Origin of the sequence: Bradyrhizobium sp. INPA03-11B (assembly GCF_040446015.1) — a bacterium.
Classification (GTDB): domain Bacteria; phylum Pseudomonadota; class Alphaproteobacteria; order Rhizobiales; family Xanthobacteraceae; genus Bradyrhizobium; species Bradyrhizobium macuxiense_A.
Map to the genome: position 1 here is coordinate 45,818 of NZ_JASGSR010000046.1, position 11,829 is coordinate 57,646.

Here is an 11,829-nt window from a genome sequence, read left to right on the forward strand (position 1 = left end):
CTGAGATCAAGCTGACGCGATTGAAAGTCCTCCAGGACTGCATGATCAAGTCGATCGGCGTGATGAGCGCGATAGGGGCATTGCCCTTTCGAATGCGCTCGATTGTTGATTCGTTTCCGCCAACAATCCCGCCGTGATCATTAAGGGCCAGCTGTGGATGCTTCCATCCCATATCACGAGGTGCAACAATCTGCGCGCGCTCGACTACCAAGACCCATAGTTGATCTAAATAGTAGAGGCATGTCACCTATCGGCTGACGAGCATCAGCTCAATCAAGCCCCATCTGCAAGGAGGTCGGCCTGCAACACCAGCGATCTATTGTCGCCGTCGCCCCTGATCTGCAGGCCTTGCGTGCTGAAGTCCAGTCTCGATCAGCCCTGCTGCAACCAGGTTGCTCTCCTTTCGCATGGAGGTGTGCGATGGCATTCCGGCGCGGCCGTTGTGAAAAGTCTCGCATTGAGGTGCGTATGCGCGAGGATAATCAAGTCCAATCAAAAGGAGAAATGGTATGCAGCGAAATGGCGAAATGAAGCTTGGATTATTTCTCGGACAGGCGGGATATCACGAGAGTGCATGGCGAGATCCGAACGTACCAGCGAAAGGCGGGGTTGATATTGACCATTATGCTGATCTGGCGGCGCTTGCCGAGGGCGCGGCATTTCACTTCCTATTCCGCGCCGATAGTCCAAGCGTAGTAGAACCAGATCATGCAAGCCTAGCTCGTGTAAGCCGAAACGACGGGTTCGAGCCAATCACGCTTTTGTCAGCGCTTTCATCGAGGACACAAGACATCGGCCTTGTCGCGACAGCGACGACGACCTACCATCAACCTTATCATCTTGCACGCATGTTCGCCTCACTTGATCACTTGTCGCGGGGGCGTGCTGCCTGGAATATTGTCACGTCGGGATTTAAATTCGAAGCGCAGAATTTCGGCGAAGCGGAACTTCCGGATCATGATACGCGCTATGTTCGGGCTAAAGAATTTGTGGAGGTTGTCAAGGGGCTTTGGGACACTTGGGAAGACGACGCTTTCATTCGCGACAAGCAAAGTGGTATTTACGCTGACACTGCTAAGCTGCATTTACTTAACCACCGGGGAGACTACTTATCAGTCAGGGGGCCACTAAATATTGCAAGGTCGCCGCAAGGGTATCCCGTATTGGTCCAAGCTGGCGCTTCCGATGCCGGAATAGAGTTCGCTGCAGAATTCGGTGAGGTTGTGTTCACAGCCGCACCTTCTTTAGAGCAGGGGAGGCGATACTACGCAACTATCAAAGAGAAAGTGCGCGCGCTAGGGCGGGAGGACAATCAGGTACTAGTCATGCCGGGCATTGTTCCGGTCGTCGGAAAGACCAAGCAAGAAGCGTTTGAGAAGCTTCAAAGACTACAATCTTATACGCACATCGATGTTCTAATTGGAGCAGCCGAGCGTTGGCTGGGATTTGTAACCGACTTACGTTCAATCAATCTTGATGCGTTAGTCCCCGAGGCGTTGCCCGAGACGAACTTAATCCAGAGCCGCCAAAAGGTGCTCCTCGACCTAGCCGCTCGCCAAAAACTTACATGGAGGCAACTGATCCGCTCTATATCGGACAGCAAAGGCCATCTCATGGTTGTCGGAACACCGGACGAAATCTCCGACGTCATGGTTGATACATTTGATCAGCACGCGGCCGACGGATTTAACGTAATGCCCGTGACGTATCCCGGTGAACTCAAGGAGTTTGTTGAGCTCGTCGTTCCCGAATTGCGCCGAAGAGGAAAATTCAGATCTGCATATTCTGGACAAACCCTAAGGGAGAACCTCGGTCTCGCGCGCCCACTCAATCAATTCGCGCGGGCAGTATAGGTCACCTGCCTGATCTGCGTCCGGCAAATTCTTGGCTAGAGTTTTCGTCCCCGAATTCCCTCGTCGATCGAGGCGAATCGTCACCGGAAGCCCACTTCCTTGCAGCCCCTTTCAAGGCAAGCCGACCGACAATGCCTTCATGGAGGGCTTCAGCGACCGCTTCCGCGCCGAATGCGTCAACGCCCATTGGTTCCTCTGCCTTGTGGGGACGCGCAGGAAAAGTAGAGGATTGGTGCAGATACTAAAACGAACAACGGACCCATGGGGCAATCGGCAATCGACCGCCGATTTTGCTGCAAACGACGTCAGCGCAACCAACCAGCCAACGTGATAGAGGCGCAAAACTCTGGTTCTAAGTGGTCCAAACTGCGGTCTCGCTTATATATCGCGCAACAACAAACATGGTGTGGTGCAAGAAACTATGGAAGGTTATTATCTTCGCGCGACGAAGAATAGTCCGTTTTGGACTCGTACGTCCGGCACATCTTGAGACAATTAGCTCTGCGGCTCTGAAGCTATTCTACGACAGGAGAGAGTCAAATTCGCGAGCTTTACTGAATTGATAGTCTGCCGCACACTTTTGAAGTGTCTCAGAATTCTTTCAGAAATAAGTGACATGAACACGTATCAACTCCAAGACACGTGATTTGAACCGTCATGTAGGATTCACTATGAGAATATACCTACTTATGGTTGTGCGATGTGGGAGCTTCACTACCCACTATGGCTTCTGGACGTTCAGGTTGGAGGAGGATGTGACATGGTGACCACACGGGAAGTGTCTGCCGATGACGCCACAACCGTGACCGAGCTGGTTGGAGCTCTGCTTGCCGAACTGGGCGGCGATGTGCTGGCCGAGCTAGATACTCAGCTGGTTGCCGATTTGCTCGCCATGAAAGAACGCGTCTACGGTTTTCTGGCTTGCGCCAAAAAATGCCCCGTGGGCATCATCATGTTATCGGAAAGTGCCTCGTTTGTTGCACATGGAACGTACGGCATTATCACTGAAATCTACGTTGTACCGGATCAACGATCGTCCGGGGTGGCGATGCGCCTCATTGAGGCCGCCGTTGGCCTTGGGAGGGCAAAAGGCTGGAGCCAGCTTGAAGTGGGCGCGCCCAGGCAACCGGCGTGGAGCCGAAGTCCCAATTCCGCCCTGTACGTGAAGGCGGGCTTTGCAGAGATCGGCCCACGCCTCAAGTTTCCGTTGCACGTTGACTCACGAGCCCAGGGCAACGCCGTGGGCCGACCGCGTTCGGATCCCCGGCGGCGACATGGACTAAGCCGCCGCATTCCGGATTCGTCCGCTGCAAGATTTGCATGACCTTCGAAGTGCGGCCGACGGACTTGAGATCGCGCACATACAGCGTACATTACCTGCTCTTAAACATCATGCGTAGCTTACGGTCGACAAAGGTGGAATATCGGATGCTCGCTCTTCCGAGGTCATCTCCGGCCTACTGTCTTCAGGGATCCCGTTCGCGAAGACTTGGTCTTGTTTTGCGCGGGCAGCAATCTGGACGACTGTGGGACCACTAGCGCTCTCGCAGCATGCTCAGTACATCAAGACGTCAAGGGGCAACTCCGTACTCTCGCTATTGCCAAGCTCGCGGAGCCAAAAGATTCTGTGCGCTATAATGAGACAATATGTTGGGCTGCACGTGTCGCAGATCGAAACGGCGATGCGTAGTCGGCGAGATGGGACAAGGGATATTCGAAGGAAAGGTCAAATGTGATCCGGTCGCGTTGACCCGCCTGCTTCGCAAGCATGCGCCTGACGCCGAGCACATCGGATTCGAAACCGGCGCGCGAGCTGGCTGGGCATGGACTCCGAAGGGGTGATCTTCCTCTAGTCTGTATCGAGGCGCAGCCCGCGCACGTAGGCTTCAGTTCGCGAGATTGAAGACGTAGGCGTGTGGCTGACCATACGCCTGTGTCGAACGTTTCGCTGCTGGAAGTTTGTCTCGGCGGCTTCTCTTTGCCTGGCGCCACTTGAAGGCTGATACGTGACGACAGTCAAGGTACCATTCTCACCAGAATCGGTAGTGTCTCCATCCGTTGTTAATTTGTACCATCGGTTAGCAACTCGCTCTACAAGTGATGATGCGGCTCATCTGAAGGGCACCGTGGTCCGCCAACACGAAGCGGCTCCTGGCGCTCCGAAATACGTGAACGCACCGGGCCATACGTCGGGAGTTGAGGACACAAGCCTAGTCTTAGCGGTTCAGCACGGGGGCAGGATCGCTGCTATGCTCAGATTGGCTCGACATCACTCCAGAGAAACGCTCCGGCGCTCCGGAGAACCCGCGAAATGGCAGGAGCGCAAAATACAGGTGGGGGCCGGCCCGCTCAGCAGAAATGGCGAAGAAAATCGATGAGGATACCATGAACTGGGGGCTTGTAAGTTCCGATACGGGGGACGGATTTCCGAGCGTTGGGCAGAGATCTAAGGACAGCTTTGCCAGAGCGCGGCTGGTTTTCCCTGACGGAACGTCACGAGCAACCATTGAGCGAGATCCAGCCCCGCTCTATGTCGAGCGTGGGATGGGCAGCTATCTGTTCGACGTCGACGGCCGCCGGTTTCTCGACCTCAATTGTAACTTCACGACATTGATCCATGGCCATGCTTTCGCGCCCGTGGTGGAAGCTCTGACCCATCAACTCCAGCGCGGCAGCTGCTTCGCGAATCCGACAGAGAGCGAGATCGAACTCGCCGAACTCCTTTGCGGCCGCATTCCGGGGATTGATCGTGTTCGCTTCGTCAATACGGGAACTGAGGCGGTGCTGTTCGCGATCAAGGCTGCGCGGGCCTTCACCGGACGTTCGAAAATTGCGAAGCTCGAGGGCTCCTATCATGGCGCCTACGACTGGGTCGAGGTCAGTCAAGCGGCTGCACCGGACAATTGGGGTGACCCAATAGCACCCAAGTCTACGGCCTTCTATCGCGGAATGCCCACAAGTGTGCTCGATGAAGTTGTTGTGCTCCGCTTCAATGATGTTGAAGGCGTCCGCCGGTTGATGTCACTGCATGCGCACGATCTTGCCGCCATCATTTTGGATCCGATGCCAAGCCGGGGTGGTCTAGTTGCGCCGAAACCTGAATTCACTGCTGCGGTGCAGGAGGCGGGTCGTATTAACGGCATTCCGGTGATTGCTGATGAGGTGCTGAATCTTAGGCAGAGTTTCCAGGGTGCTTCAGCCCGTTACGGTCTGGTTCCGGACCTCGTCACGATGGGGAAGATCATCGGCGGCGGTTTGCCGATTGGAGCAATCGGCGGCCGCGAGGACGTGATGAAAGTCTTCGATGCTTCAGCGGGGCGGCCACTGCTTCCGCAGGGTGGTACGTTTTCGGCCAATCCTCTATCTATGACAGCGGGGCTGGCCGCAATGAGGCATCTAAATCATGCGGCTTTCGCACATCTTGAGATCCTTGGAGATATTGTCCGGGACGGGATCGGACGGGCCATCTCAATCCGGGACGCGCCGCTATGCGTGACCGGAGCCGCTTCGCTGTTTCGCGTCCATCCGCGGGCACAAACTCCGAATGACTATCGCGAGATCTATCCCACGACTGCCGGAGCAACTCTCATGAAGCAGCTCTCGCGCTTCTTTGCGGAGAATGGCATTATCCTGCCGCTTGGCGCTGCCGCTTCGATCTCGACACCGATGACGCGCGCCGACGCCGAGTTCATCGTGGATGTGTTCTCGGGCTTTCTAGACAGTCATCAAGATCTGCTAGACGCGATAGAGGTGTACAGAAAGAAGACGCAATAGCTACTCAATCTATCGGCTGCACTTTATGGGGGCATGCCCTTAAGGTGAACTTCGGCCGGAGCCGGCCGTCCGCCGTGATCCCGGCTGGTGAAGCGATTATTATGCGGAAACTCGGCTAACAGAGGGAGAACATCGGCGGTGCGATGGCGATGGTTGTGCGCACGCGTCCGGTCCGATCGAGGGTGTTACACAGAACGGCGCCACCGCAGCAAGGTGCTACTCTCGCCCCGCCTTAAAGGGCCCGCGGGTGCGCGAGGTCGAAGACCAGACCGCGACTTATTACCCGCGGATCGCATGATGATGTCAATGCAGTTTCGTCCTCGTCCCTCAGGCGGCGGCTGGACCCTGCGCTCGTATTGCCGCGAGCGAGACAGCAATCGTAGCGGTTCGGGAACACCTCGTGAATCTTGGTACTGATGTAATTGATCAAACCGGGCATTCATGCGGGATTCCTGTAGCTGTCATTCCGGGTGCGGTCTTTCGGGCCGCCCCCCGAAATGACGTGACAATTTACACGCTGCGTTTCGGCGTTTGACCAAATCGGTCCTCTTCCAGGAGAGAGGCCGTCATTGTCGGGCGTGCGGCCGAAATGACCGTAGGCCCAGGTGCGGGCGTAGATCGGGTGGTTGAGGTCGAGATGGGCGCCGATGCTGCGCGGAGCGAGATCCATGGTCTGCGCGGCGGCCGTCTCGAGCACACCCTCCGGCACCTTACTAGTGGTAAGCGGCAAAGAGACCCCGTCTGGCTGAGTGGGTTAGCGATCGGCTATCGGCTGCTGAGTTTGTGAGCCGATGTGAGCTTCTATGTCTGCGCCTAGTTCTGGAACTAGAACCTTCCATATGATCGAAGCGGTCGCCGACCGTCTTGAGGGAGCGCCGCGGCAGCTTCGTCGACGCTGGTCGGACGAGTTCAAGGCGCAAGTTGTGACGGAGGCGCTGGAGCCTGGCGCGAGCGTATCGGCGATCGCCCGCCGGATCGGCATTCACCCGTCGCAGCTGTTCGCCTGGCGCCGTGACGCTCGGGCCGAGCGGCGTTATCGCTCGCGGCACTCGAGTTGTGAGGGTGTGGTGGCGTCTGTGGCAGGCCCAGTGATCGAGATTGCCATTGGCGAGGTCGTCGTGCGCGCCGGCATGGATGTCGGCGAGGCGCACGCCGAACGGACTGCCCAGATCACCCGCTTCCAGTCCATCCCATCCACCAGCGTCGGGTAAAAGCACTGCGGCGAAGTGAATCAGCGGCCTGGAAGGGCAAGAGAAGCGGAGCAAAATGTGCTCTGGTCGAGTCAATGACGCCGCCCGATCTCAGCCTCCCGAATGACGTAGAGACGCTGAAGGCCATGGTGCTTGCCATGGCCGAGAAGGCGGCCCGCGCCGATGCTCTGGAGAGCGAGGTCGCCGATCTCAAGGCGCGCAACGCCGATGCCGATGCGCGCATCGAGCGGCTGACGCAGATCCTGAAGGCCTTCGACCGCGCCCGGTTCGGCCGACGATCGCAAAAGCTCGGCTCTGCGAACGGCGACGATGAACAGCAGGCCTTGGTCTTCGAGGAAATCGAGACCGGCATCGCTGCGATCAAGGCCCAGGTCAGCAAGAGCCGTGAGCGAGCGGACGGCAAGCGTGCACCGCGTCGGCGCAAGGGCTTTGCGCCCCATCTGGAACGGATCGAAACTGTCATTGAGCCGGAAGAGCTGGCTGAGTATGCCGTAAGCAGAAGGTGCTGATCGGCGAGGACGTGTCGGAGCGTCTCGATGTGGTGCCGGCGAAGTTCCGTGTGATTGTCACGCGCCGTCCCAAGTATGCCTTCAAGAACGCGGACGGCGTCATCCAGGCGCCGGCCCCGGCCCATATCATTGAAGGAGGCATTCCGGCGGAAGCGCTTCTGGCCCAGATCGCCGTCGCCAAATACGCCGATGGCCAGCCGCTCTACCGGCAGGAGGCCATCTACGCCCGCGACAAGGTCGAGCTCGACCGCCAGTTGATGGCGCAATGGATGGGCAAGCTCGGCTTCGAGCTCGAGATCGTGGCCGACTACATCTTCAGCGAAGTCAAGAAGGCCGAACGGGTCTTTGCCGACGAAACCACCCTGCCGACGCTCGCTCCCGGCTCCGGATCGACGAAGACGGCCTACTTATGGGCCTATGCCCGGGATGACCGAACCTTTGGCCGCAGCGGTCCTCCGATGGTGGCTTATCGCTTCGAAGACGGCCGCTCTGGCGAATGTGCTGTCCGGCATCTCAGTGGCTATCGCGGTATCCGCAGGTGGATGGCCACGCTGCCTATAACAAGTTGGCGCGACCCGATCGCGGCAATGATGGCATCACATTGGCTGGCTGCTGGTCACACAGCAGACGCAAGTTCTCTGCATGTTGCAGGGAGCTCGAGAGTGGCAACGACGACGGTCGGGCAAATGGCAAAGCTCTGGCAGGTCGAAAAAACCGTGCGCGGTCAACGCCCCGACGCTCGCGTTGCCGCGCGCCAGCAAGCCTCCGCGGCGATCGTCGCAGATCTCTTCGATCTCGGGCAGCAGACCTTGCGGCGGATCTCCAGCAAATCAAAACTGGCTGAGGCGATCCGCTATGCCGTCTCGCGCCGTGCCATCTTCGGACGCTTCCTGACCGATGGTCGCATCGAGCTCGACTCCAACATCGTCGAACGCGCCATCAGGCCACAAACAATTACGAGAAAGAATAGCCTCTTCGCGGGCAGCGACGGCGGCGGACAAACCTAGGCGACCATCGCAACACTGCTGCAGACAGCGAAAATGAACAACGTCGATCCGTTCGCCTGGCTCGCCCTAACACTTCAGCGTATCGCCAACGGCTGGCCGAGCAGCGAAATCGACGCGCTTATGCCATGGAACCACGCCGTGTGACGGCCTCAGCTTGTCGCTTACTACTAGTGTCGTGGGCGTCGATGTACATCGATAGTGGCCGTGCCAAGCCGATGGTGTAGGCGAGTTGCAGCGTGCAGTGGTCGGCGAGACCCGGCCACGACGATGTTGTTGGTGGCATAGCGGGCGACGTCGCGGCCGAGCGGGCCGAATCAGAAGCGGTTAGCACTGGAATACGCAGCTGACTTAGACTGTCTGCCAGTCGCGCAGCTTGGGAGGCGGCTAGAGGCTCTCTCGCTAATTAAGAGGGACATGAGTGTTCTCGAGTAGTTTCGCGAGTGCGAGTCGACTTGCTCCTGGCGGTGCAAGGCACCGTGCAGGTTTCGATCTATCGAGAGCGCTGGGCGCTCACCTTCCCTGCGTCCACTTCCGTAAATGGCGCGAGCACGACGCGTTATAGTTCAGCAGGCGCTCTCCAAGATCAGCTATGCGATGGCGCGGTTTCGCATTTCTGACGTATGTCAATTGCTTCCATCCGCTAACGTGTCGGAACTAACTCAGTTCTTTAGTCCCTTGTCTCAACAATTGGTTTTCTCCAGCGCCGTAGCTGGTACGATAGCTCGCTGTCTCCTGTAGTGTTCTGTCCCGAAAAATTGGCTGACAAGTCGCCCGAGTTTCTGGAGGACGGTATCGGCGGTAGCGGTCCGATTGCCCGTACCGCTGCGGTCGGGATCTCTCGCTTGCCAAGACCAAGCGGCTCCATTTTCGCACTAGTTGGGTTTCCATACCTTCAATCGCAACCAAGCGCGGATGGCTATCCTGAACTCCAATAGACCCTAGTCGCGGAAAGATATGCGGCCTCAGCGCGTCTCTAATTCAGCAGCTTGCCAACCTCATGACTTCGCAGCTTGCGTCCCCGGTCAACTCAAGCAGAGCTGTCGCCCGGTCCCGTTACGGGCCGCGCGGCATAAATTGGCTTTGCCGGGAGAAGGGCTATCTCGTCTTGCGACGTGGACGCTTCGGCTTCCGACCTTTAGGCAAGGTCTTCGGAGCCGTCGCACCTTTCGTTGGCTGAACAAAGAACTCGGATAAATGAACATCCAACGTTTCAGCGATGCGCTCGAGAAGATCAATCGTCGGGTTCTCCTTTTGCTGCTCAATGCGGCCCATATAGGAGCGGTCGATCCGAGCATCGTAAGCCAACTGCTCTTGTGGAATGCCGCGACCCACACGGATCCGGCGCACGTTCCAAGCCACAAGCGCACGAGCTTTCATGCGCTAAGGCAGCCATTCGGCTGACCATCAAACCACTGGCTATAACAATCCTATTACGGTAAGTTAGGTCAGAATACAGATGAGCCGTCTCGGGGCATAAGCTTCAATGAAAAAGCCAGTGGATCCGGATGTCGCCGATGTTACGCTAAATGAGCCGTTGCTGACGACTTATGACGAGTAGCCCCTGCTGGCGTGTTGGCGACTTCTTGACGCGGAAGGCGCCGACGCCGACCCGAATGAAGGCACCGACCGCGCTGCACGCCGATGTAGATCGTGCACCAGAAGGGAGAAAGCGAAGTTGGAAAGCGACGTGCGGACCACAATTCGATTGGCTTCCGGTTGGCTCCGGTGCCGCATTCTCTTGGCGGTGAAGCACAGCGTATCGAGCGGTTCGGCAACGGTGTTCGCGAATAGGCTTCCGAATTCCGTCAATTCGCTCCGCCGGCCCCGCCGTTCCACGAGGTCTGTACCAAAGTATTCCTGCAACACAGCCAGGTAACGGCTGACCGAACTCTGCGTTGTTCCCAACGCGGTAGCAGCGCGCGTTACGCTTCTTTCTCGCGCGATGGTCACAGACGCCCGGATTGCATTGAGCGGTACTTCATCGTGTTCGGCAGCCATCTTCCTCTCCGGTAGGATTCTGAGATGTCCGTTCGTTGCCAATGCACGCCATTGTCACAATGAATGCTGCATCACAATATTCGGTGCGTATAGCCGGATTACTACTTACCATTGATATCTCGCGCGCAAAAATCGGCTTTCGGTACGATTCGTACGGTTAGGCTCACGACTTCAATTGCTGTCGCCGGCATCTTCAAGCGCGCGAATGTAGTCGGGCGCGATCAATGTTCTCGCAGTCGACAGCGCACGACTCTCGAGCGGACAAAGCCGCTTGTTCAAATCTTTCCGATAGCACGAGGATGGCGCCGGAGCGGGAGCTCGGGCGTTGAGTGGCTTCTGGAGATCTAGCTGGTTACGAGGGTGCTAAAGACGGCGTTCAGCGAAGGAAAGCGAGCTTCAGCTTTCTGAGGGCGGAAAAGCTCTTCCGATGGTTGAATGTCCTTCGCTCTGGACTGGCCATCAGCAACGATTCGGCACAAGGGTGCCAGCATGGCCGTTGCAGCAGCGCGGATGCCCTGATTGCCTTAGGTCGTGATGCGGATATTGCGCTCCGCGTTGCTCCTCGTGCCATCGAGATTCTGCTGGCGTTCGGCACGATCACCGGCGACTCCGATCCAGTCCAGGCTCGCGAAAACCGTTCGATCTTGAATCTTCGAATCGATCAGGATCATGCCGGCGCCAGCCTCTAATTGGGTTTGCGTCCGATACAGCATTGCCGCGTTGCCATGGCCTGCGATCAACGCCTCGATGCGGGCGATGACAAGAGAATCAGGAGGCGGATCATGAGGGCATCTATCTTCCCCAGAAATCCCTCAAGCGCGGCAGTTCCTGATGCCCATCGGTAACAAGGCTCGTAGCCGTTGTGAAGACCGTGACTTCGGTGACGATGGCGCCGCCGGCACGCCGCGCCTTGCGGCTGCGAACCGCGCCACGTTCTGCTCAAGCAGAACTGTCGTCCAGTGCCTTTGCGGCCCGGCGCGCCATAAAGTGGCTCTTCTGCGAGGAGGACTATCGCTTCTTGCGAGGTGGACGCACCCTCTTACGACCTTTAGGCAAGGTCTTTGGAGCCGTCGCCTCTCTGGGGGGCCGAACAAACAGCTCAGACAGATCAACACCTAGCGCCTCGGCGATTCGGTCGAGAAGATCAATTGTCGGGTTCGCCTGTTGCCGCTCGAGACCGCCCATATAGGAGCGGTCAATCCCCGCATCGTAGGCCAATTGGTCTTGCGGAATATCGCGATCGACGCGGATCCGGCGCACATTCCAGGCCACAAGCACACGAGCTTTCATGCGTCAAAGTAGCCATTTAGCGGATAATAAAACCACTGGACATAAGCCTACTATTACGGTAAGTTTCGTTCAGAGTGCTGATGGGCGAAGTCCCGCGTAAGCTTAAATGAAAAAGATCGCATTAGATCCTGGCCGACGTCGCGCCGAACCATCAGGTGCCGACGACCCGCGATGAACAACACCTGAT

The 11,829-nt window shown here is 57.5% G+C and carries 8 protein-coding genes and 4 pseudogenes; 7 read left to right on the top strand and 5 right to left on the bottom strand.

What is annotated here, in order from left to right; all coding sequences use genetic code 11:
• Window positions 1-509 precede the first annotated feature (509 nt).
• From QMZ05_RS20525 to QMZ05_RS20540, 4 genes and pseudogenes are all read left to right on the top strand, one after another.
• Complete coding sequence (locus QMZ05_RS20525) at window positions 510-1,853, top strand: LLM class flavin-dependent oxidoreductase (RefSeq protein ID WP_353702381.1); 1,344 nt, start codon at window positions 510-512, stop codon at window positions 1,851-1,853.
• A gap of 115 nt (window positions 1,854-1,968) precedes the next feature.
• Window positions 1,969-2,095: pseudogene (locus QMZ05_RS20530) on the top strand (integrase core domain-containing protein); the annotation flags it as partial.
• A 518-nt stretch (window positions 2,096-2,613) separates the two neighbouring features.
• Window positions 2,614-3,177: a GNAT family N-acetyltransferase gene (locus tag QMZ05_RS20535; RefSeq protein ID WP_353702382.1), complete on the top strand. Its 564-nt coding sequence runs from the start codon at window positions 2,614-2,616 to the stop codon at window positions 3,175-3,177.
• A 1,061-nt stretch (window positions 3,178-4,238) separates the two neighbouring features.
• Entirely contained in the window at window positions 4,239-5,627 is a 1,389-nt protein-coding gene (locus tag QMZ05_RS20540) for an aspartate aminotransferase family protein (protein ID WP_353702391.1), read from the top strand.
• Between the two features lie 461 nt (window positions 5,628-6,088).
• Here QMZ05_RS20540 and QMZ05_RS20545 read toward each other — a convergent pair.
• A pseudogene (locus QMZ05_RS20545) lies at window positions 6,089-6,306 on the bottom strand (methionine adenosyltransferase domain-containing protein); the annotation flags it as partial.
• Between the two features lie 160 nt (window positions 6,307-6,466).
• Between QMZ05_RS20545 and QMZ05_RS20550 the strand changes: the two are divergent.
• Window positions 6,467-6,838, top strand: a complete 372-nt coding sequence (locus QMZ05_RS20550) for a transposase (protein ID WP_353702383.1) — start codon at window positions 6,467-6,469, stop codon at window positions 6,836-6,838.
• Window positions 6,839-6,912: 74 nt separating this feature from the next.
• Window positions 6,913-8,498: pseudogene (locus QMZ05_RS20555) on the top strand (IS66 family transposase).
• Between the two features lie 31 nt (window positions 8,499-8,529).
• Here QMZ05_RS20555 and QMZ05_RS20560 read toward each other — a convergent pair.
• The 3 genes and pseudogenes from QMZ05_RS20560 to QMZ05_RS20570 form a co-directional block, all read right to left on the bottom strand.
• A pseudogene (locus QMZ05_RS20560) lies at window positions 8,530-8,644 on the bottom strand (methionine adenosyltransferase domain-containing protein); the annotation flags it as partial.
• A gap of 805 nt (window positions 8,645-9,449) precedes the next feature.
• Window positions 9,450-9,731, bottom strand: a complete 282-nt coding sequence (locus QMZ05_RS20565; protein WP_353702384.1) for a helix-turn-helix transcriptional regulator — start codon at window positions 9,729-9,731, stop codon at window positions 9,450-9,452.
• Between the two features lie 168 nt (window positions 9,732-9,899).
• Window positions 9,900-10,352, bottom strand: coding sequence for a LysR family transcriptional regulator (locus QMZ05_RS20570; protein ID WP_353702385.1), 453 nt, complete (start codon window positions 10,350-10,352; stop codon window positions 9,900-9,902).
• 329 nt (window positions 10,353-10,681) lie between these two features.
• On the opposite strand from QMZ05_RS20570, the gene QMZ05_RS20575 reads away from it, so the two are divergent.
• Window positions 10,682-11,041 (top strand): hypothetical protein, encoded by a 360-nt coding sequence (locus tag QMZ05_RS20575; protein ID WP_353702386.1) that lies wholly within the window; start codon window positions 10,682-10,684, stop codon window positions 11,039-11,041.
• Window positions 11,042-11,360: 319 nt separating this feature from the next.
• Here QMZ05_RS20575 and QMZ05_RS20580 read toward each other — a convergent pair whose 3' ends face one another.
• A complete protein-coding gene (locus QMZ05_RS20580; RefSeq protein ID WP_353702387.1) occupies window positions 11,361-11,642 on the bottom strand; it encodes a helix-turn-helix transcriptional regulator in 282 nt (93 codons plus the stop codon).
• Between the last annotated feature and the right edge of the window lie 187 nt (window positions 11,643-11,829).

Excerpts from the sequence above, each read along its gene's own strand:
- QMZ05_RS20565 (WP_353702384.1), bottom strand. The coding sequence starts at position 9,731 with ATGAAAGCTCGTGCGCTTGTGGCTTGGAACGTGCGCCGGATCCGTGTG.
- QMZ05_RS20535 (WP_353702382.1), top strand. The coding sequence starts at position 2,614 with ATGGTGACCACACGGGAAGTGTCTGCCGATGACGCCACAACCGTGACC.
- QMZ05_RS20525 (WP_353702381.1), top strand. The coding sequence starts at position 510 with ATGCAGCGAAATGGCGAAATGAAGCTTGGATTATTTCTCGGACAGGCG.
- QMZ05_RS20570 (WP_353702385.1), bottom strand. The coding sequence starts at position 10,352 with ATGGCTGCCGAACACGATGAAGTACCGCTCAATGCAATCCGGGCGTCT.
- QMZ05_RS20580 (WP_353702387.1), bottom strand. The coding sequence starts at position 11,642 with ATGAAAGCTCGTGTGCTTGTGGCCTGGAATGTGCGCCGGATCCGCGTC.
- QMZ05_RS20550 (WP_353702383.1), top strand. The coding sequence starts at position 6,467 with ATGATCGAAGCGGTCGCCGACCGTCTTGAGGGAGCGCCGCGGCAGCTT.
- QMZ05_RS20540 (WP_353702391.1), top strand. The coding sequence starts at position 4,239 with ATGAACTGGGGGCTTGTAAGTTCCGATACGGGGGACGGATTTCCGAGC.